The 17,581-nt window shown below is 62.6% G+C and carries 19 protein-coding genes and 1 pseudogene; 8 read left to right on the plus strand and 12 right to left on the minus strand.

Features of this window, described 5'->3' with window-relative positions:
- Positions 1 to 92 precede the first annotated feature (92 nt).
- Positions 93 to 1,067, plus strand: a complete 975-nt coding sequence (locus tag QCE88_RS36575; RefSeq protein WP_309910477.1) for a sensor domain-containing diguanylate cyclase — start codon at positions 93 to 95, stop codon at positions 1,065 to 1,067.
- Between the two features lie 40 nt (positions 1,068 to 1,107).
- On the opposite strand, the gene QCE88_RS36580 is transcribed toward QCE88_RS36575, so the two are convergent.
- From QCE88_RS36580 to QCE88_RS36595, 4 genes are all read right to left on the minus strand, one after another.
- A complete protein-coding gene (locus tag QCE88_RS36580; RefSeq protein WP_309910478.1) occupies positions 1,108 to 1,671 on the minus strand; it encodes a hypothetical protein in 564 nt (187 codons plus the stop codon).
- A gap of 13 nt (positions 1,672 to 1,684) precedes the next feature.
- The gene (locus QCE88_RS36585) at positions 1,685 to 2,089 is read right to left on the minus strand and encodes a DUF3592 domain-containing protein (protein WP_309910479.1); all 405 of its coding nucleotides are present in this window, start codon (positions 2,087 to 2,089) and stop codon (positions 1,685 to 1,687) included.
- On the minus strand, positions 2,086 to 2,577 hold the full coding sequence (locus tag QCE88_RS36590; protein ID WP_309910481.1) for a type VI secretion system tube protein Hcp: 492 nt from the start codon (positions 2,575 to 2,577) through the stop codon (positions 2,086 to 2,088). Before QCE88_RS36590 ends, QCE88_RS36585 begins: the two co-directional genes overlap by 4 nt.
- A gap of 208 nt (positions 2,578 to 2,785) precedes the next feature.
- Positions 2,786 to 3,217: an OsmC family protein gene (locus QCE88_RS36595; RefSeq protein WP_309838145.1), complete on the minus strand. Its 432-nt coding sequence runs from the start codon at positions 3,215 to 3,217 to the stop codon at positions 2,786 to 2,788.
- Between the two features lie 426 nt (positions 3,218 to 3,643).
- Here QCE88_RS36595 and QCE88_RS36600 point away from each other — a divergent pair, with 426 nt between their 5' ends.
- The 4 genes from QCE88_RS36600 to QCE88_RS36615 all read left to right on the plus strand — a co-directional run bounded on the left by QCE88_RS36600 (position 3,644) and on the right by QCE88_RS36615 (position 6,938).
- Positions 3,644 to 4,411 carry a hypothetical protein gene (locus tag QCE88_RS36600; RefSeq protein ID WP_309910484.1) on the plus strand — a complete coding sequence of 256 codons (768 nt, stop codon included), beginning with the start codon at positions 3,644 to 3,646 and terminating at the stop codon, positions 4,409 to 4,411.
- Positions 4,408 to 4,791, plus strand: coding sequence for a hypothetical protein (locus tag QCE88_RS36605; protein WP_309910485.1), 384 nt, complete (start codon positions 4,408 to 4,410; stop codon positions 4,789 to 4,791). The genes QCE88_RS36600 and QCE88_RS36605 overlap by 4 nt, the downstream gene beginning before the upstream one ends.
- Position 4,792: 1 nt before the next feature.
- Entirely contained in the window at positions 4,793 to 6,133 is a 1,341-nt protein-coding gene (locus QCE88_RS36610; protein ID WP_309910487.1) for an FAD-binding oxidoreductase, read from the plus strand.
- A 151-nt stretch (positions 6,134 to 6,284) separates the two neighbouring features.
- On the plus strand, positions 6,285 to 6,938 hold the full coding sequence (locus QCE88_RS36615) for a DsbA family oxidoreductase (RefSeq protein ID WP_309910488.1): 654 nt from the start codon (positions 6,285 to 6,287) through the stop codon (positions 6,936 to 6,938).
- Positions 6,939 to 6,977: 39 nt separating this feature from the next.
- Here QCE88_RS36615 and QCE88_RS36620 read toward each other — a convergent pair whose 3' ends face one another.
- The 3 genes from QCE88_RS36620 to QCE88_RS36630 form a co-directional block, all read right to left on the minus strand.
- A complete protein-coding gene (locus QCE88_RS36620) occupies positions 6,978 to 7,880 on the minus strand; it encodes a flagellar brake protein (RefSeq protein WP_309910490.1) in 903 nt (300 codons plus the stop codon).
- A 465-nt stretch (positions 7,881 to 8,345) separates the two neighbouring features.
- Positions 8,346 to 9,350: a lipopolysaccharide heptosyltransferase I gene (gene waaC / locus QCE88_RS36625; protein WP_309910492.1), complete on the minus strand. Its 1,005-nt coding sequence runs from the start codon at positions 9,348 to 9,350 to the stop codon at positions 8,346 to 8,348.
- A 522-nt stretch (positions 9,351 to 9,872) separates the two neighbouring features.
- Complete coding sequence (locus QCE88_RS36630) at positions 9,873 to 10,751, minus strand: neutral zinc metallopeptidase (RefSeq protein WP_309910494.1); 879 nt, start codon at positions 10,749 to 10,751, stop codon at positions 9,873 to 9,875.
- A gap of 391 nt (positions 10,752 to 11,142) precedes the next feature.
- Here QCE88_RS36630 and QCE88_RS36635 point away from each other — a divergent pair, with 391 nt between their 5' ends.
- Genes QCE88_RS36635 through QCE88_RS36645 form a run of 3 tightly spaced genes read left to right on the plus strand, consistent with a single transcriptional unit; the run spans position 11,143 to position 13,661 of the window.
- A complete protein-coding gene (locus tag QCE88_RS36635) occupies positions 11,143 to 12,540 on the plus strand; it encodes a cytochrome ubiquinol oxidase subunit I (RefSeq protein ID WP_309910496.1) in 1,398 nt (465 codons plus the stop codon).
- 4 nt (positions 12,541 to 12,544) lie between these two features.
- Positions 12,545 to 13,546 (plus strand): cytochrome d ubiquinol oxidase subunit II, encoded by a 1,002-nt coding sequence (gene cydB / locus QCE88_RS36640; RefSeq protein ID WP_309910498.1) that lies wholly within the window; start codon positions 12,545 to 12,547, stop codon positions 13,544 to 13,546.
- Positions 13,524 to 13,661, plus strand: coding sequence for a hypothetical protein (locus QCE88_RS36645; protein ID WP_309910500.1), 138 nt, complete (start codon positions 13,524 to 13,526; stop codon positions 13,659 to 13,661). The genes cydB and QCE88_RS36645 overlap by 23 nt, the downstream gene beginning before the upstream one ends.
- A 12-nt stretch (positions 13,662 to 13,673) precedes the next feature.
- On the opposite strand, the gene QCE88_RS36650 is transcribed toward QCE88_RS36645, so the two are convergent.
- The 5 genes and pseudogenes from QCE88_RS36650 to mnmH all read right to left on the minus strand — a co-directional run bounded on the left by QCE88_RS36650 (position 13,674) and on the right by mnmH (position 17,440).
- A complete protein-coding gene (locus QCE88_RS36650) occupies positions 13,674 to 14,099 on the minus strand; it encodes a hypothetical protein (protein WP_309910502.1) in 426 nt (141 codons plus the stop codon).
- Positions 14,096 to 14,698 (minus strand): peptidoglycan recognition family protein, encoded by a 603-nt coding sequence (locus QCE88_RS36655; protein WP_309910504.1) that lies wholly within the window; start codon positions 14,696 to 14,698, stop codon positions 14,096 to 14,098. Before QCE88_RS36655 ends, QCE88_RS36650 begins: the two co-directional genes overlap by 4 nt.
- Positions 14,699 to 14,714: 16 nt before the next feature.
- Positions 14,715 to 15,197: pseudogene (locus QCE88_RS36660) on the minus strand (Hcp family type VI secretion system effector).
- A 95-nt stretch (positions 15,198 to 15,292) separates the two neighbouring features.
- A complete protein-coding gene (locus QCE88_RS36665) occupies positions 15,293 to 16,342 on the minus strand; it encodes a permease (RefSeq protein WP_309910505.1) in 1,050 nt (349 codons plus the stop codon).
- A 33-nt stretch (positions 16,343 to 16,375) separates the two neighbouring features.
- Positions 16,376 to 17,440: a tRNA 2-selenouridine(34) synthase MnmH gene (gene mnmH, locus QCE88_RS36670; protein ID WP_309910506.1), complete on the minus strand. Its 1,065-nt coding sequence runs from the start codon at positions 17,438 to 17,440 to the stop codon at positions 16,376 to 16,378.
- Positions 17,441 to 17,581 lie beyond the last annotated feature (141 nt).

The following is a 17,581-nucleotide window of genomic DNA, read 5'->3' on the forward strand; positions in this document are numbered from 1 at the left end:
GGTCGAAGCCTTGTGGTCGAAGGAATGAATTCGGCGCGCGTTTGTCGGAGAATAAGGGTGGTCAGTGGCCACGTCCAGGAAACCGGAGAACCATGCTAGTCGCCCCGATACCCGAGAACGAACCCATTCGCCTGTCCACGCTGCGCACGCTCAGACTTCTCGATACCCCGGCGGAAGAACGCTTCGACCGCCTGACGCGGCTGGCGCGGCGTCTGTTCGACGTGCCCATCGCGCTGGTCAGCCTGATCGATGAGAACCGGCAGTGGTTCAAGTCCTGCGCCGGCCTGGGCGTGCGGGAAACCGGCCGCGACATCTCGTTTTGCGGGCACGCGATCATGCACGACGACGTGTTCATGATCCCCGATGCCCGTACCGACGCGCGCTTTCACGACAATCCGCTCGTCACCGGCGAGCCGGGCATCCGCTTCTATGCGGGCCAGCCGCTGACCGTGCCGAACGGCAGCAAGCTCGGCACGCTGTGTCTGATCGACACGCGCCCGCGCGAACTCGACGGCGAGGCGGTAGGGCTGCTGCGCGACCTGGCGCATATTGCGGAGCAGGAGATTGCGGCGATCGAACTCGCGACCGTCGACGAACTGACGCTGATTGCGAACCGGCGCGGCTTCGAGGCACTGGCGCAGCATGCGCTCAATGTCTGTCGGCGCATGGGTCGCGACGCCTCGCTGCTGTTCTTCGATCTCGACGATTTCAAACGCATCAACGACAGCTTCGGCCATGCCGAGGGGGATCGCGCGCTGACGACCTTTGCGGCGGCCTTGCGTGCGTCGCTGCGGGAAAGCGATGTGATCGGGCGGCTGGGCGGCGACGAATTCGTCGCGCTGCTCACCGACGCCGGCGACGAGGAAACTAGACGCGCGCTCGAGCGGCTGCGCGATGCGCTGGCGGCCAGCAACGCGGCGGGGGAGCGCGGGTATGAGATCCGCTTCAGCGTCGGGCAAACGCGGTTCGAGGCGGGGCAGCATGGGTCTGTTATCGATCTGCTTGCTTTGAGTGATAGCCGGATGTATGCGGATAAAGCGGCTAGGAGAAGTGGGAGGGAGCGGTGAGTCTGATGGCGTCGACAGGCGGCCCCGACGCCCGGGTTATTCAGTCAGCTATCTCGACAGGGCCTTCATCGGATATGGCACCGCACATGATTCCGCCGCCCATGGTATCGAGCAGACCCTCGCTTGCACCGCCCAGCACAATCAGCGCATGCAGATTGGCCAGGATAGCGTGAGAAAACAGCCCGGGATTGAGCAACCACGGGATCAAGGCATGCCTGCTCAGACCGGTAATGAAACCCGTAGCGGCTCCGGCCATCAACACCCCCGCTCCAACCTCGATATAGGCCGAGATGCCGGTGAAGTCATTCGGCACAAGCTCTCTTTCATGAAATCGATAAACCACGCCACGCCCTGGGAAGTCGGTTGTGGCCCCCGAGGCACCCATCTGTGTTTTAGAGCGCGGAAGCACCAAATCAGGCAAGCCAAGGTTCTTGGGCAAGAGTCTTATCGAGCCCATATTCATTCCTATGCCGGCATAGTTGAAAGCATGAAAGCGACCTTCCGGATTTCTCAGGATGAACTTGCCACCTGAAACGAGCAGCTTGCCTATTGATACGCCGCCTGCCCCCGCAGTTTCGTAGGTCCACTGGCTGGGTTCAAGCATTTCTACCTGTCCTTCACGTATCCGGAGACACGCCGAAGATGCCGAACACAACGAATCCCGCCGTCACTGCCGTCCAGAAGATATGCAGACCCCACAAGCTGAACACTTCGTTCATTTGTGCGTCCCACGGCTTGTCTCGTGTATAGCGCACTTCAACCTGGTCACCGATCTCCGTTGCTTGCAGCGTGCTGCCGGCGAATGAGCGCTTTTCGCCGTCGCGTGTCACGAATGCCACTTCCGGATGGAAGCGTCCCGCGTTCAATCGAACAACCTCTCCCGTGGTCACGATCGATTTTTTCTGAAATTCGATCGTAGACGGCAAGACCCATAACTGCGGCAAGAAGAGCACGACACCAATCATGACGGAATCCCAATTGGTTTTCTTCTTCCTGAACCGCTTGAAATTCATGACCATCATGCGCAACCCAACACGTATTGAACGCACGCCACCCCGGCGGGCATTCCGCTCGCCGTTTGCGTCATGTATTCACGCTTGAATTCATTGAACGAAAGCGTCACCCGCTCAAAATGACCGAGTGCCGAGCCGAATGGCTCGATCGCGTTCACCATGACCTTCCTGAGCGTGATCTTGAGATAGTCGGGCGGCGGAATGATTCTTCCAGCCATGCCTTGCGAAACCGCCTGCGCATCTGCGCGGCGAAACGACAGCACTGCGCTTTCAGCAAGTCCGTTGTTCAGCAACATGCTCATCAAGCCATTCGTTCCGATGCCGACGCCATGAACGAAGGTAATGTGATCGATGCTTGCCTTCCTGCTTTTCGACGTGTCCCGGCTCGGCTGGGACATGGCCCAGGTCCAGCTGATGACATCGATCTCGCCTTCGTGACCGAGGGCGGTTGCATCGCCTTTCACGCCGTCGATCCTGATGAAGATGTTCGATTCCATTTATCCGTTCAGCGCTGAATGAGCAGGCTAAACAATACGGCGGAGAAAATGGAAAATGTGTTGAGTTTTGTTATCGCCCGAAAGAAGAAAGACTGAAGCTGACAAGACGCCTCAAGTCAATCTTGTTGATTGATCAAAGGCAAATAAAAAAAGCGCGCGGGATATCGACAATCGATGTCTCCCGCGCGCCATCAACCGGCCGATACGCTTACGACACGAGTTCGGCGTTCAACGTGATCTTCGCGTTGCCCGCGAAGAGTTTCGATACCGGACAGCCCTCCTTCGCGGCTTGCGTGGCCTTGTCGAACGCGGCCTTGTCGGCGCCCGGAATCTTCGCCTTGAGGTCGAGCTGGCAGGCAGTGATCGTGAAGCCTTCGCCATCCTTGTCGAGGGTGACGGTGGACTTGGTCTCGAGACTCTCGGCCTTCAGGCCCGCCATTTCCAGTTGCAGCGAGAGCGCCATCGTGAAGCAACCAGCGTGCGCCGCGCCGATCAACTCTTCCGGATTCGTGCCCGGGCCTTCCTCGAAGCGCGACTTGAAGCCGTATGGCGCCTCATTGAGCACGCCGGTCTGCGTCGAGATGAAACCCTTGCCGTCCTTGATGCCGCCGCTCCATTTTGCCGATGCTGTCTTTTGCACGTGAGTTCTCCAGAGGATGAGGGGAAATGATCGAACGGCAGCGTGACCGTGGGTCGCGCGCCGCATGCGCGTTGTCGGCCCGCACACGTCGTGCCCGCTGCGGGTGAGTGCGTGCCCGATGACCTTGAGTCGGCATCGAGCCACGGCCAGGCCGGCACGTCGTCATGCATCGTAGCGGATCGCTCCGCGGCGCGCAGCAAAGGTAAAAAACGGCCTATGCCATTCGGCCGATGATGCGCGCCAGGCCTTTGCCCGCAAGGATCTGCGCGGCCCCGCTGAGCGCCTGAAGGTGTCGGCCCCAATAACTCGGACGTATTCATATGGTCAAAGACCGGCGATTCACTTAGCATCGGTTCACCCTTCGACCCGAGGCCCTTTAGACACCGTGCACGGCCTCGCGCGTCCGTCATGACCGGCAGGAAAGAAATGAACGCATTACCGCAACCGAAAACCCATCAGCTCGTCGATCGCATCAACGCACTGCGCGCGGCTTCGCCCCGCTTTATCGATCCCGCCGAAATCACGCCGCTTTCGCGCGAGTGGCGCGCGCTCGGACATGACATCCGCCAGTTGCTGCAAGCCGATGCTCGCGCCGCATGGGAACTGACCGGTTCGTGGCGGGCGCTCGCCGGCGATGTCGAAGGCGCGGAAGGCGCGTTCAGGAATGCCGTGGCGCTCGGCCTCACGGACGTCGGCCGCGAAAACTGGATGATCACGCGGCTCAGCCTCGGCATGTTCTCCGCGGCGCAAGCGCTGTATCGCGAACTGTGCGGCATCCGGACGCAAAACCTCGCGGTCATCGCCCAGTATGGGTTTCTCGCAGGGGCGGTGAGACGCACGGCGGAGCTGATCGGTGAAGCGAGGATGTGCGGGGTCGAGTGGGATGAGGGGTGGGCGGAGCCCGTTTTGCTCGCCAGCAAGATCATGACCGAAGTTGAAGTCAGCGACGAAGAGATTGCACATCGGCTCGATTGCGCCGGAGTCGTGCTGCGCCGGCACTGCCTGCGGCCATCGATCAACGTGCGAGTCTCATTTGTCGAAGCCGTCCATCGCTGCCTGATGTACACGCTCTCGCTGCCGCTCACGTGGGAGCAGACACAGGAACTCGACAGTGAACTGCTGCTCGAGGAAGGCAAACTAAGCTACTTCTGCACCGCGGCGCTCGGAATTGCTTTCGACGGGAGGGCCGCATGAGTTCTACGACACAGGAACTAGTGGAAGACGCCGCGGCGATGTTGCACACCGCCGCAAGCGAATCGCAGTATCGGGCTGTCTGCAGCAGGGCCTATTTCGGCGCATGGCACGCTGCGCACACTTTCCATCGAGCGCTTTCCGCTCCCGGAAGCGTAAGGAGCGCGCGTGGACGCCATGAACAGTTGATCCAGCAGTTGTGCAATCCCATGCTTCAAGTGACTGACTCGAACTACGCACTCTCCCGCGCCATTGGAAGAGACCTCATCAAGCTCCGTGAAGCACGCGTCACGGCCGACTACCACCTCGCACAGGATCTGGACCATTCGCTCGCGATGAAGTCCGCAAGCCTCGCCACGCAAATCCTAAGGAAAACCACCTGACATGGGCCCACCCACCGACGCCATCGCCGAAGACCGCACCCTCCCCGACCATGTCGATGTCGTCGTCATCGGCGGCGGCATCATCGGCGTCAGCACGGCGCGTGCGCTCGCCGAAAAAGGCCTCTCCGTCGCGGTCTGTGAAAAAGGCGTCGTGGCGGGCGAGCAGTCGAGCCGTAACTGGGGCTGGTGCCGCGCCACGCACCGCGACTTGCGCGAGCTCGAACTGAGTCTCGAAAGCCTGAAGTTATGGCGGCGTATCGACGCGGAACTCGGCATCGACACCGGCTTTCGCACGAGCGGCATCCTCTATGCCGCAGACGACGCACAAGCCCTGGCCGACCACGAAGCCTGGCTCGCAGGTGCGCAGGCGCTCGTCGGCCGCGACGCGCTCGACTCACGCATCGTCTCGCCGGAAGAAACCGCTGCGCTGATGCCAGGCGCCGCGCGCCGCTTCGCCGGCGGCATCCACACGCCCTCGGACGGCCGCGCAGAACCGCAGCGCGCAGTGCCCGCCATGGCCGCCGCGTTGCGCCAACGCGGCGTGAACGTGCTGACGCCATGCGCGGTGCGCGGCGTCGAAACCAGCGGCGGCGCCGTCAGTGCCGTGGTGACGGAACGAGGCCGCATCGGCTGCTCGAGCGTCGTCGTGGCCGGCGGCGCGTGGACGCGTTATCTCACTGGCAGTCTGGGCGTCGACGTGCCGCAGTTGCTGGTCCGCTCCTCGGTCCTGCGCACCGCGCCCATCGAAGGCGGTCCGGACGTGAGCGCCTGCAATCGGGACGTGGGTTATCGCAAGCGGCTCGACGGCGGCTACACCATTGCCAACGCATTCCACAGCAATCACGACATCACGCCGGACAGCTTCCGGCTCTTCTTCAAGTTCCTTCCCGCGCTGAAAAGCCAGTTCGGTTCGATCAAGCTCGGCCTGAACGCCCGCTTCCTCGACGGCCTGCGCATGCCGCGCCGCTGGCCACTCGACCAGCCTACGATTTTCGAGCTCGTGCGTACGCTCGATCCCGTGCCGAATCCGTCCTTCAACGCGAAAGCCCTCGCGGAATTTCGCGTTATCTTCCCGGCGCTGGCGCAAATCCAGGAAGCGCAGGCATGGGCCGGCTATATCGACGTGACGCCTGATGCCGTGCCGGTCATCTCCGGCGTGGAAGGCAAGCCAGGACTCTTCATCGCAACCGGCTTCTCCGGGCATGGCTTCGGCATCGGGCCGGGCGCGGGAAGACTGATGGCGGATCTCGTCACGCGCGACCCGCCGATCGTCAATCCTCACGCCTTCCGGCTGTCACGCTTTTTCGATGGAAGCAAGATCGAGATCGACGGGGGATTCTGAAGCAACACCCCTCGTGCGCACCGCGCGTATCGCACGCCCGCAATCGTCACGCGCTACCATACGGGTTCGACGGCCGTCGCGCGCGACATCGGCCAAGGTTCACAACGTGTACAAGACGGCGCATTCCGCGCCGTTCGCTTTTGAGGCTTTCATGGCATCCACGCCTGTTCTGTATATCGACGTGTGGTCGGACTTCGTCTGTCCGTTCTGCTATCTCGAAACGCCCGTGCTCGATCAGTTCCGCAACGCCTATGGCGATGCAGTCGAAATTCGCTGGCACGCATTCGAGTTGCGCCCCGAGCCGGCGCCCCTGCTCGATCCGAATAGCGACCAGATCGTTGAGGCGTGGGAAAAATCGGTGCGGCCGCTCGCCGAAGAACGCGGCGTCATCATGCGCATGCCACCCGTCACGCCGCGCAGCCGCAAGGCGTTCGAAACCGCCCTGTTCGCGCGTGAGTCGGGCCGCTTCGACGTCGTGCATCGCGCGATCTTCAAGGCGTACTTCGAGGAAGGCATCGACATCGGCGATACCGATTCGCTGCTCGATATCGCGGCCGCGTGCGGTGTCGATCCCGAACTGCTGGAAGAAGCGCTCGACGACGGCACCTACACCGATCTCGTCATCGAGGACGAAGAGTTCGCGAAGAAGCTGGGCGTGGGCGGCGTGCCGTTCGCGGTGCTGTCACGCGAGCCGGCGCCGGGACAGGAAGCGCCCCCGCCCATCGCGCTGCGAGGCGCTGCGCCGGTGCAGCATTTCGAATCGGCCGTCGAGCGGCTCTTTCCCGACGGCTTCCCGGGCAACTGATTGCCGGACCCGCGCACGAGGCGATGGCCGGCGCGCGGTTCAGCTGTGCTCGGCCATAAACGACTTCAGCGCGATACGCTGCGACGGCTCGAGCGATTCGAATTCCAGCCCGTAGGCCACGTGTCCCGTACCGGGTTCCGGTGCGCCGACATGCCGGACGATCGCAATCGTATCGATCTTCACATCCACGCCATCGGTGCTGAACTGGAACGAGAGCGTCAGCCTGTCGCCGATGCGCGCGGCCGGCTTCGCCACCGTCAGCGACATGCCGTACGGGCTGATATCGCTGACGCGCCCCAGTTCCGGCACATCCGTCGAGCCATGAGCCGAAAAGTGCGCGGCAAGACGTGTCGGCATCCGGGCGAACTTGCGCGTGCGAAGTCGGCGGATCGCGCCGGGCGCGGAAAGCACGGCATAGTTGAAGGGCTCGCGGCAGATCGCATCCACCGTGCAGGCGAAACGGAATACGCCGCGTCCTGTCAGCGCAACCAGATCGACTTGCTCCCCGACATTGAGGTCGAGCGGATTGAAACCGGTCATCAGCGGCTGCGTCACGAACAGCGAGCGCTCGCCGTTACGGCGCGGCGTCGAAAAGCCGATCACACGGCTCGCATACATTGCAGACCCCGTACCGCCTGTTCCGCGCAATCCGACTCGCGCGCCGATCGTCAAGCCGATGTCGTCGAGCGATAAAGGCTGATCGCCGGACACGTCTGCGTCCGGGTTCACGGCACGCGCAGGCTCCTCAACCGCCCGATGCGGCTCGAACTGCTGGAACATGAAATCGCGCGCCGCGACGTCCGGGACCACGGTGCCGGCTTCGAACAGCACGGCGCCGTCGGCGGACACGATCGGCCAGTCCAGCGATGCGTTCAGCGGAATGTCGGCGGGCCCCAGACGAACCAGGGACTGGCGCGCTTCCAGTACGGTTTCTTCGGTCATCTTTAGGACGATTCTTAAGTGTTTTCGTAATCGTCGGTGTTGATACCGTCGCCGTCAAGAGTTAAACGGCAACTTTTACGTTGGCGCACCAATTTTTTGGAAAAAACGCCACGTCACCGTTTCTGAATATTGAGATAAAAGTTTTATGCGCATAAACGTTGGCATGGCATGGCGCATCGGGCTTCGTCGTTTCCTGAGGCGCTAGCGCATCATCGCACTGGTTTCGGTCACGCATTGGCTTTCGTGACGCATTGGCTTTCGTGACGCATTGGCTTCCGTCACACATCGGCTTCTGTCACACATCGGCTTCTGTCACGCATTGGCTTCCGTCACGCATTGGCTCTCGTGATGCATTGGCTTTCGTGACGCATTGGCTTCCGTCACGCAGTGGCTTCCGTCACGCATCGGCCTCCATCACACATCGGCTTCCGTCACGCATCGGCTTCCGTCACACATCGGTTTCCGTTACGCATTCGTTTCCGTCAAGCCGGAAACCGCTCGCGGCGCACCATGCATTACGCTTTCAATCGCCGCAAGCACCTGAGGCACATCGGGCGGCGCGCCGTGATCACCAACCGACACCGAGCGCCCAGGCGCATCGATGCCGAAATGTTCGCGCGAAGTCGCCGCAAACAGCATCACCGTGCGGCGCTGCATGGCATGGGCGAGATGCACGAGGCCGGTATCGGTCCCGACCACCAGTTCCGACGCATCGATCCAGTGCGCGCATTCCTCGACCGTCACCTTCGGCAGCACGATCGCGCCCGGCACGATAGCTGCGATAGCCTGCGCTTCGCCGCGCTCGCCTTCGGTGCCCCATGGCAAGGCAATCGTATAGCCACGCGCAACGAGCCAGCGCCCCACTTCGCCCCAATGCTCCTTGGGCCATTTCTTAACATCGGCGGAAGTTGCGTGAAACAGCATCGCGATGCGCTTGTCACGCGGAATATCAAGGCTGTATGTGAGCGCAGGCAAACGCACGTTGTAGTCGGGCGTCTCGTCGAAGGTGTAGCCGAGCGCCTCGGCGACGCTCACGCGCATGCCGCGCCAGGCATCGGTATGGGGACGTGGGCCGAAGCGCGCGTTATACGCGAAGGCCGCGCCACGCTCGCCGAGGTCCTGGTTCAGATAGCCGAAGCGACGCTTGCCGCGTGCAATGAACGCGATGATCGCGCTCTTGTATACGCCGTGGATATCCACGATGGCGTCGTATTTCTCGGCGCGCAGTTCGCTGATGGATGCGCCGATTTCCTTCAGATCGTTCCAGTTGCGGGCCTTCTTGAACTTGCGCAGCGGCGCGCTCAGCACGCGGTCCACGCCGGGATTCCAGCGAATGATGTCGGCGAATGCGGCGTCGGCGGACCAGTCGACTCTCGCGGATGGAAAGGCGCGCCGCAGGTCGGAGACGACAGGCAGCGTCTCGACGATGTCGCCGAGCGACGTGACTTTGACGATCAGAATTCGCTTCATGGAAGAGTCGTGAGTGCTCGGATGCCGGCGGCGCGCGGGAATGGACCGCCGCAGGCGGCGCGATGAACCGCGCTCCGGAAAACCAGCGATTCTAATGAAATTGCGGCCGCGGCACTGTCAGGCTTTGTAAGTTCTTCCGCCTCACCGCGCTGGTTTGCGTGGCCTGTGATTATTGAGAATAGTCCAAATCGCGTAGCGCGACCGCAAACGCGGAAGCGTAACGGCAACCGCACAGCGTCTCCGAAATTCCGGAAGTGTGACGGCAACCGCGTAGCGCGACCGCAAACGCGGAAGCATGACGGCACCCGCACAGCGTCTCCGAAATTCCGGAAGTGTGACGGCAACCGCATAGCGCGACCGCAATCGCGGAAGCGTGACGGCACCCGCACAGCGTCTCCGAAATTCCAGAAGCGTGACGGCAATCGCGTAGCGCGACCGCAATCGCGGAAGCGTGACGTCAACCGCGCAGCGTCACCAAAATCGCACAGCGCGCAGCCCTGAATCGCGTACCGCAACCGCCATTCAGAGCGAGCGCGCGGAGAAGGTATCGCACTGCCCGACATCGCCCGTCGACAGCCCGCGCCGCAGCCAGCGCTGCCGTTGCTCGCTCGTGCCGTGGGTGAATGCCTCGGGAACGACGCGCCCTTGCGACTGCTGCTGAAGCCGATCGTCGCCGATCGCGCCCGCCGCATTCAATCCCTGTTCGAAATCGCCGGGCTCGATCAGTTGCGCGTTCAGCCGTTGCGCAACGGCGGCCCATACGCCCGCGAAACAATCCGCCTGCAACTCGACGCGCACGGACAAGGCATTGGCCTGCGCGCGCGACATGCGTGCGCGCGCCTGATCGACCTTGTCCGAAATGCCGAGCACATTCTGTACGTGATGCCCGACTTCATGCGCGATCACATACGCCTGGGCAAAGTCGCCGCCGGCGCCGAAGCGGTCGCGCAACTCGCGATAGAACGAGAGATCGATGTAGACCTTGCGGTCCGCGGGACAGTAGAACGGCCCCATGGCCGCCTGCCCGGTGCCGCATGCGGTCTGCGTGCCGCCGGAGAACAACACCAGCCTGGGCGCCGGATAGTCCTGGTTGAACTGTGTGTGGAAGATCTGCTGCCAGGTGCGCTCGGTGTTGCCGAGCACCTTGCGCACGAACACGGCGCCCGGATCGGTGGCGGGCTGCGTGCCGGCGGGCGCCGCCTGCTGCTGCGGCGCATTGCCTTGCAGGACCTGTGCGCCGTTGATGATGGTCATCGGGTTGATGCCGAAGAAATACGAAGCCGCGAGCGCGACGATGATCGTGCCAATGCCGATCGATCCCCCGCCTATCCGGAAGCCACCGCCTCCGCCGCCGCGCCGGTCTTCGACATTGCGGCTTTCTGCTTCGTCATCGAGGCGCATCGTATCTCTCCTTGTTTAACCGCGCGGCGCGCGCTCCCACAGCCATTATCGTACCCGGCGACGGTCCGGACGGCTTGCGCCGGCGCACCATAAAAGTTCTTCCCGCCCCTTCCTTGCGCGCCTGAAAAAACCGTGCGGTCGATTGTCGCGAACGCCCCTGCGCGCTCATGCCGCAGTGCACGATAAACCTTCTCAAAAAGCATCGGAGAATCAACCCGATAGCGCGCCCAAGTCCTTGAAACCGCGGCATTTGCGCACGCCGCAAGATCGCTGACGCAACGCAACACTTTGTGCGTTTGGCGCTAAGCTCCGCCCCGTTACACGACTGAATCGGCAAGGACACACACGCCTTCAAATCCGGGCGCGCGTGACATTCAAGGCACAGGGCATCATGCATTCGACTCTCGAAGCACTCGATCTGGCGCGGCTCCAGTTCGCGTTCACCGTTTCGTTCCACATCATCTTTCCGGCGTTGTCGATCGGGCTCGCGAGCTTCATCGCGGTGCTCGAAGGCGCGTGGCTCAAGACCGGCAAACCGGTCTACAAGGAGCTGTGTCTCTTCTGGTCGAAGGTCTTTGCCGTGGCGTTCGGCATGGGCGTGGTATCGGGCGTCGTCATGGCGTACGAGTTCGGCACCAACTGGGGCGGCTTCTCGACTTTCGCCGGCCCGATCACCGGCCCCTTGCTGACCTACGAGGTGATGACCGCGTTCTTCCTCGAGGCCGGATTCCTCGGCATCATGCTGTTCGGCTGGAACAAGGTCGGACCGAAGGCGCACTTCGGCGCCACGCTGATGGTCGCCATCGGCACGCTCATCTCCACCTTCTGGATCCTCGCGTCGAATAGCTGGATGCAGACGCCGCAGGGCTTTCGCATCGAAGGCGATCACGTCGTGCCGGTGGACTGGTGGGCGATCATCTTCAATCCGTCGTTCCCGTACCGGCTCGCGCACATGGCGATTGCGGCGTTCATCGTCGCGGCGCTGGTCGTCGCCGCGACCGGCGCATGGCATCTGCTGAAAGGCCGGCGCGACCCCGCCATCCGCAAGATGTTCTCGATGGCGCTCTGGCTGCTGCTTGCGCTGACGCCGATTCAGGCGCTCGTCGGCGACGCCCATGGCCTCAACACGCGTGAGCATCAGCCGGCGAAGATCGCCGCGATCGAAGGCATCTGGGACACGGAGAAAGGCGGCACGGCGCTGAACCTGTTTGGCATTCCCGACATGGAAGCCGAAACCACGAAGTACGCGGTGCGGATTCCGCATCTCGGCAGCCTGATCCTCACGCACAGCTGGGACGGCGAGATTCGCGGCCTGAAAGAGTTTCCGAAGGCGGACCGGCCGAACTCGACGCTCGTGTTCTGGACCTTCCGCGTGATGGCGGGTCTTGGCGTGCTGATGATCGTGATGTCGTTCGCGGCGTGGTGGCTGCATCGCAAGCGCAGGTTGTTCGAGGCGCGCTGGTTCCATCGCTTCGCGCTGGCGATGGGTCCGAGCGGCTTCATCACGCTGCTGGCCGGCTGGATCACGACCGAGGCAGGCCGCCAGCCGTGGGTGGTGTACGGCGTGATGCGCACCGCCGATGCCGTCTCGCCCGTCACCGCGCAACAGGTCGGCGTGTCGCTGCTGGCGTTCGTGATCGTCTACACGATCGTCTTCGGCACCGGCATCTACTACTTGTTGAAATTGCTGCGGCAAGGGCCCGCACTGCCGGGCTCGCATACGGAGACGCCCGACGGCACCGCGCGCCGGCCGCTCAGCCTTCCGCATCAGTCCATCGAAGGAGCTTAAGACCATGGACCTCACGCTTGCCTGGGCCGCGATCATCGCGCTGGGATTGTTCCTCTACGTCGTGCTCGACGGTTTCGATCTCGGCATCGGCATTCTGTTTCCGTTCTTTCCTGACCAGCATGACCGCGACGTGATGATGAACACCGTCGCGCCGGTCTGGGACGGTAATGAAACCTGGCTCGTGCTCGGTGGCGCAGGGCTGTTCGCCGCGTTCCCGATGGTCTATTCGACCGTGCTGTCCGCGCTCTATCTGCCGCTCGTGCTGATGCTCGTCTGCCTGATCTTTCGCGGCGTGTCGTTCGAGATTCGCGCGAAGGCACAACGCACGCGACATCTGTGGGATCTGGCGTTCATCGGCGGATCGGCGGGGGCGACCTTCTTTCAGGGCGTCGCGCTCGGCGCGTTTCTCGACGGCATTCCCGTCGCCGATGGCCGTTTCGCCGGCGATCCCTTCGGCTGGTTCACGCCGTTCGCGCTCTTTACCGGCGGTGCGCTCGTCGTGACGTACGCGCTGCTCGGCGCATGCTGGCTGATCGCCAAGACCGAAGGCGACTTGCAACGGCGGATGTATCGCGTCGTCTGGCCATTGACGCTGCTGCAACTCGCGACCATCGCCGTCGTCAGTATCTGGACGCCGCTGCAGGACGCCGGCATTGCGTCACGCTGGTTCGACTCGCCGTTGTTCTACCGGATGTTGCCCGTGCCGGTGCTGGTCGCGGCGTGCGCGTGGGCCATGCGCCGTTCGATCAAATCACGTCATGAAACACGGCCGTTTGCCGTGGCGCTGGGTTTCGTGCTGCTCGGCTACGCGGGACTGGTCGCTAGCATCTCGCCCCACGACATCTTTCCGGGTGTCTCGATCTGGGACGCGGCCGCGCCGCATTCGAGCCAGCTGTTCACGATCGTCGGCGCGGCGGTGATCCTGCCGGTCATCATCGCGTACACGACGTTGAGCTATTGGGTGTTCAGAGGAAAGGTGCGCCATGGCGAACATCACTACCATTGAGCGCGCGCGCAAGCTGTTCTGGTTCGTCGCGCTGTGGGTGGGAGGCGTGGGCGGCGCGATGCTGCTCGCGCTGCCGTTCAAGCTGCTGATCAAGGCGGGGGCGGCGATACATTGAGGGCGGCGAGCATCAAGGTGGGTCGTAGGGCGCGAAGGGATCACGCCACCGGTTGGGCTGATAAAGCAGATACACGAACCCGCCGGCTTGCCAGTCGATCCTTGCCGAGCCGTCCGAATAGAGAATCCAGGTGCCGGAAAAGCCATCGGCGAAGGTGAGCTTGCCTGTCGACGCACAGGGGGAATAGCGGTCGTGGCTGGTCACGATCGAAGGCACCGGAACCGCATGCGCGAAATAGCGAGTGACCTGGGCTTGCGTCGGAACAAACACGCTGCACGCGTCGAGCAGCTTTTTATCGTTCCGATCGGATTCGGGCCGCACCATGCCCGTCTCTTCGATCGTCACGCGGGTCACGCCACGCGCTTGCGAGAGAGCACCGTGGGAGATGGCGAGGCACAGCAGGAGCGCAGCAGCGAGTGTGGGCGGGCTGAGTTTCACCACCGCGCTGCGCTCGCTTCGGTTGCATTCTTGTAAGAGACCTCGGGGTGTCGATAGACCTCGCGTCGTTCGATTCTCAACGTTTCAATCAACTCGGCAATTAGCCAGCTCAGGGATACGTTTTGCTCCGGCGTGGGCGCCTCGTACACTTGTTCCTTGCCACTGTCTCGATACATTCCGACTAGTTCGATTCCGATGGCGTCGGAATTCGAAGGAAAGCGCGCGGGCCATGCCTTATTTCTCTCGTGACGATCAAGTTCGAGTACACCACCCCTTCTGAGCGCCCGCCGACTCTCCGCAATTGCCACGGGCGTGCACGACACCGTTTCCAAGCATCGAGATCTAATTCTGCCAACATGATGAGTCACGCGGGTCAGCGACGCCGTCTGATAAATGTCCCCATCGCGGTCGATCAAGAAATGAGCTCCGTTAGCGCCGACGTTCTGATAGCTATTAAACGTGCTAGACGCGGTTGCTCCGCCCGTCTGATGCACCACGATACCGTGTACGTTAAGCATCGGACCACGTTCGATTGTGGCGAACAACTTGAGCTGTATCCGCTCGGCATCGACATGCCCTTGTTCTGAGATATACAACACGAATTATCTCCCGTCTTCAGCCCGCGCGATTGTGTTTAATGTCGAATGAGAATCGGACGGCGCCGGCATTAGTATGATTGGGAGCCTGCACCACGTACTCCTGTTCGAGATAGGCAAAAGAAAGCGAAACCTTCTCACGAGGTGTCGCCATTGAACGTAAGCCAACCGGGGAGACTTGGGTGATGATTACGTCGCTCATTCTGATCGTCAGAACGTCGAACGGAACAATCCCGAGTCTGCGCACAATGAATGTCGCATAGGAAAGGTGCTTGCCGGTTAAACAGTGCTTCATGAGATCAGGGCTCGCGCGATCAACTTAATGCTCGAATACGAGATCGTCTACTCGCGCCTTGCCGATCCCACCACCTCGCCCATGATGCATGTCTACCGGCTGAGACACACCCCATTTCCAGTTCAGAACATCGATTGCCTGCGAATGGATGGAATCTTGCGATTCCCCCACAATGCCACTGAGATGCAAAAACATGTCCTGTGGCATGTCCGACGCCGCTCCGGATCAATGACGATGATCCAGCTTATCAAGCGGCGTCGTTCATATCTCCACGACTAATCCGAATATCATCGGCTGATCCCTCAAAACACCCCCGCCGCCACCACCCCGCCGACGATCCCGAACACCATCACCGCCACCGTCACGAACGCCAGCACGCGCGGCGGAAACGACCGCCCGAGCATCGCCAGCGACGGCACGCTGACCGGCGGCAGCGTCATCAGCAGGGCTCCAGCCGGCCCGGTCGCCATGCCGAGAGACAGCATCGCCTGGATGATCGGCACTTCGCCGGCCGTCGGAATCACGAACAGTGTGCCGGCCACGGCGAACACCGCGATCCACAGCATGCCGTTGCCGATATCCGGCCCGATATGCGGAAACAGCCACGCGCGCGCCGCGCCGAGCAGCAGCACGAGCACGATGTATTCAGGGATCAGCCGCAAGGTCATGCGGCCGAGAATCTTGAGCCAGCGCGAGAACGCCGTGCCGGGATCGTCGGTCTCGACGAGCTTCGCCAGCGACTCGCGCGATGCCGCCGCCTGTGCCGGCGTCACTATCCGGTTCACCGCATAGCCGAGCCCGAACACCATCAGCACGCCCAGCACCAGGCGCAGGCCGGTCCACTGCCAGCCGAGCACAAAGCCCATGAACACCAGCGCCGCCGGATTGAGCACGGTATTGCCGAGCCAGAACGCGATCGCCGCGCCCGGCGCCGCCTCGCGCGCCCGCAGACCCGCGACGACCGGCGCCGCGCAGCACGTGCACATCATGCCCGGCAGCGACATCAGCCCGCCGTTCACCACACTGCCGAAGTTATGCTCGCCGAGCGCCCGCGCGACCCAGCGTGGCGGGATCAGCGCCTGCACCGCCGAGCCGAGCAACAGGCCGAGCACCATGGCCTGCCAGATGGCCTTGCCATAGGCGAGCGCGTAATCGAGTGCCGCCTGCCACGACGGCGCCGGCGCATTCGCAGCCGTCCCCATCAAAATGGACTTGCCGATGGAATGCTGACTCGCCGCGACAAACGCGCGGTTGTAGTACGGAAACCATTTCACATAGAACAGTCCCAATACGGCAATCAGCAGGAACACCATCCAGCCGAGCGCGACGCGAGGTTGTCGGAGCGTGGTCATAGCGTGTCTTCTGGTTTCGAGTGTGGAGTTGAATCAGAGTGCGGGCGTGGTTTCAGCGAGCTGCGCAAGCAAGGCATGCGCTTGTTCGACGCTGTCTTCGTCGTTCGGCCGGAACAGCACATGCGCCGCGTGCGGCAACCCGCGATAGAGCGCCTGGCTGCTGCGCGCATAGGCCGGATCGTAATGCCGGTCGATCAGCTCGCCGAACAGCTCCGCGCGCGCCTCGGCGTCGATCAGCCGATGCCAGTGCGTCACGCGTTCGCGGCTGTGCAGCGCGACCAGCTTCGCGAGCTGCGTCTTGAAGAATGCCGGATCGTCGAACAGATGGGCGTAATCCTGCAACAAAAACGCGATGCGGTCTTTCCGCTGCGCACGCACCTCCACGCACGGCGAAGCGTGCAGGCTGTCGAGCAGCGCATCGGGCAGCGTGATGGCACCGATGCGCCGCCCTTCCGCCTCGGCGAACACCGGCCGGTTCGGGTCGAAACCGGACAGCACCTCGAGCAGCGCCGAATCGAAACCCTTCTGCGACGGTTGCGGCCGCCCCGGCAACGCCCCGAGCAGCGACCCGCGATGCGCCGCCAGCCCCTCCAGATCCAGCGCCTGCGCGCCGGCCTCGTGCAGCGCCGTCAGGAGCCGCGTCTTGCCGCTGCCCGTATGGCCGATCAGCACCACATAGCGGAAACGCTGCGGCAGTTCGCTCAGCCGCTCCATCACGCCGCGCCGGTAAGTCTTGTAGCCGCCTTCGAGCTGACGCGCCTGCCAGCCGATCAGGTTGAGCCAGGTCGTCATCGAACCGGAGCGCTTGCCGCCGCGCCAGCAATAGATGAGCGGCCGCCAGTTGCGGGGTTTGTCGGCGAAGAGCGTGTCGAGATGCTGCGCGATATTGCGCGCGACCATTGCAGCGCCGACGCGGGTCGCCTCGAACGGCGAAACCTGCTTGTACATCGTCCCGACGATCACCCGTTCCTCGTTGCTCAGCACCGGCGCGTTGATGGCGCCAGGGATGTGGTCCTCGGCGAATTCGAGCGGCGTGCGGACATCGACGATTTCGTCGAAATCGCCCAGACGGTCGAGGGGAACGAGCAGGTTTTTCACGGGAAACGGGGCGCGCGGCGGCTGACTTCAAGCAAAAAATTATCGCATGAGCACGGATTCGCTTCCGGCGGCCTTTTTTCTCCACCGCCCCAGGCGGACACGAAGCGGCTACAGTGGCCTTATCGCAGGATCGCCCGCACC

It is taken from the genome of Caballeronia sp. LZ035, from assembly GCF_031451175.1.
GTDB lineage: Bacteria > Pseudomonadota > Gammaproteobacteria > Burkholderiales > Burkholderiaceae > Caballeronia.

What these genes read in the sequence shown, in the direction of transcription:
- QCE88_RS36585 (WP_309910479.1), bottom strand. Translation starts at nt 2,089, where the DNA reads ATGATGGTCATGAATTTCAAGCGGTTCAGGAAGAAGAAAACCAATTGG.
- QCE88_RS36605 (WP_309910485.1), top strand. Translation starts at nt 4,408, where the DNA reads ATGAGTTCTACGACACAGGAACTAGTGGAAGACGCCGCGGCGATGTTG.
- QCE88_RS36620 (WP_309910490.1), bottom strand. Translation starts at nt 7,880, where the DNA reads ATGACCGAAGAAACCGTACTGGAAGCGCGCCAGTCCCTGGTTCGTCTG.
- waaC (WP_309910492.1), bottom strand. Translation starts at nt 9,350, where the DNA reads ATGAAGCGAATTCTGATCGTCAAAGTCACGTCGCTCGGCGACATCGTC.
- QCE88_RS36610 (WP_309910487.1), top strand. Translation starts at nt 4,793, where the DNA reads ATGGGCCCACCCACCGACGCCATCGCCGAAGACCGCACCCTCCCCGAC.
- QCE88_RS36580 (WP_309910478.1), bottom strand. Translation starts at nt 1,671, where the DNA reads ATGCTTGAACCCAGCCAGTGGACCTACGAAACTGCGGGGGCAGGCGGC.
- QCE88_RS36630 (WP_309910494.1), bottom strand. Translation starts at nt 10,751, where the DNA reads ATGCGCCTCGATGACGAAGCAGAAAGCCGCAATGTCGAAGACCGGCGC.
- QCE88_RS36600 (WP_309910484.1), top strand. Translation starts at nt 3,644, where the DNA reads ATGAACGCATTACCGCAACCGAAAACCCATCAGCTCGTCGATCGCATC.
- cydB (WP_309910498.1), top strand. Translation starts at nt 12,545, where the DNA reads ATGGACCTCACGCTTGCCTGGGCCGCGATCATCGCGCTGGGATTGTTC.
- QCE88_RS36575 (WP_309910477.1), top strand. Translation starts at nt 93, where the DNA reads ATGCTAGTCGCCCCGATACCCGAGAACGAACCCATTCGCCTGTCCACG.
- QCE88_RS36615 (WP_309910488.1), top strand. Translation starts at nt 6,285, where the DNA reads ATGGCATCCACGCCTGTTCTGTATATCGACGTGTGGTCGGACTTCGTC.
- QCE88_RS36665 (WP_309910505.1), bottom strand. Translation starts at nt 16,342, where the DNA reads ATGACCACGCTCCGACAACCTCGCGTCGCGCTCGGCTGGATGGTGTTC.
- QCE88_RS36590 (WP_309910481.1), bottom strand. Translation starts at nt 2,577, where the DNA reads ATGGAATCGAACATCTTCATCAGGATCGACGGCGTGAAAGGCGATGCA.
- QCE88_RS36645 (WP_309910500.1), top strand. Translation starts at nt 13,524, where the DNA reads ATGGCGAACATCACTACCATTGAGCGCGCGCGCAAGCTGTTCTGGTTC.
- QCE88_RS36635 (WP_309910496.1), top strand. Translation starts at nt 11,143, where the DNA reads ATGCATTCGACTCTCGAAGCACTCGATCTGGCGCGGCTCCAGTTCGCG.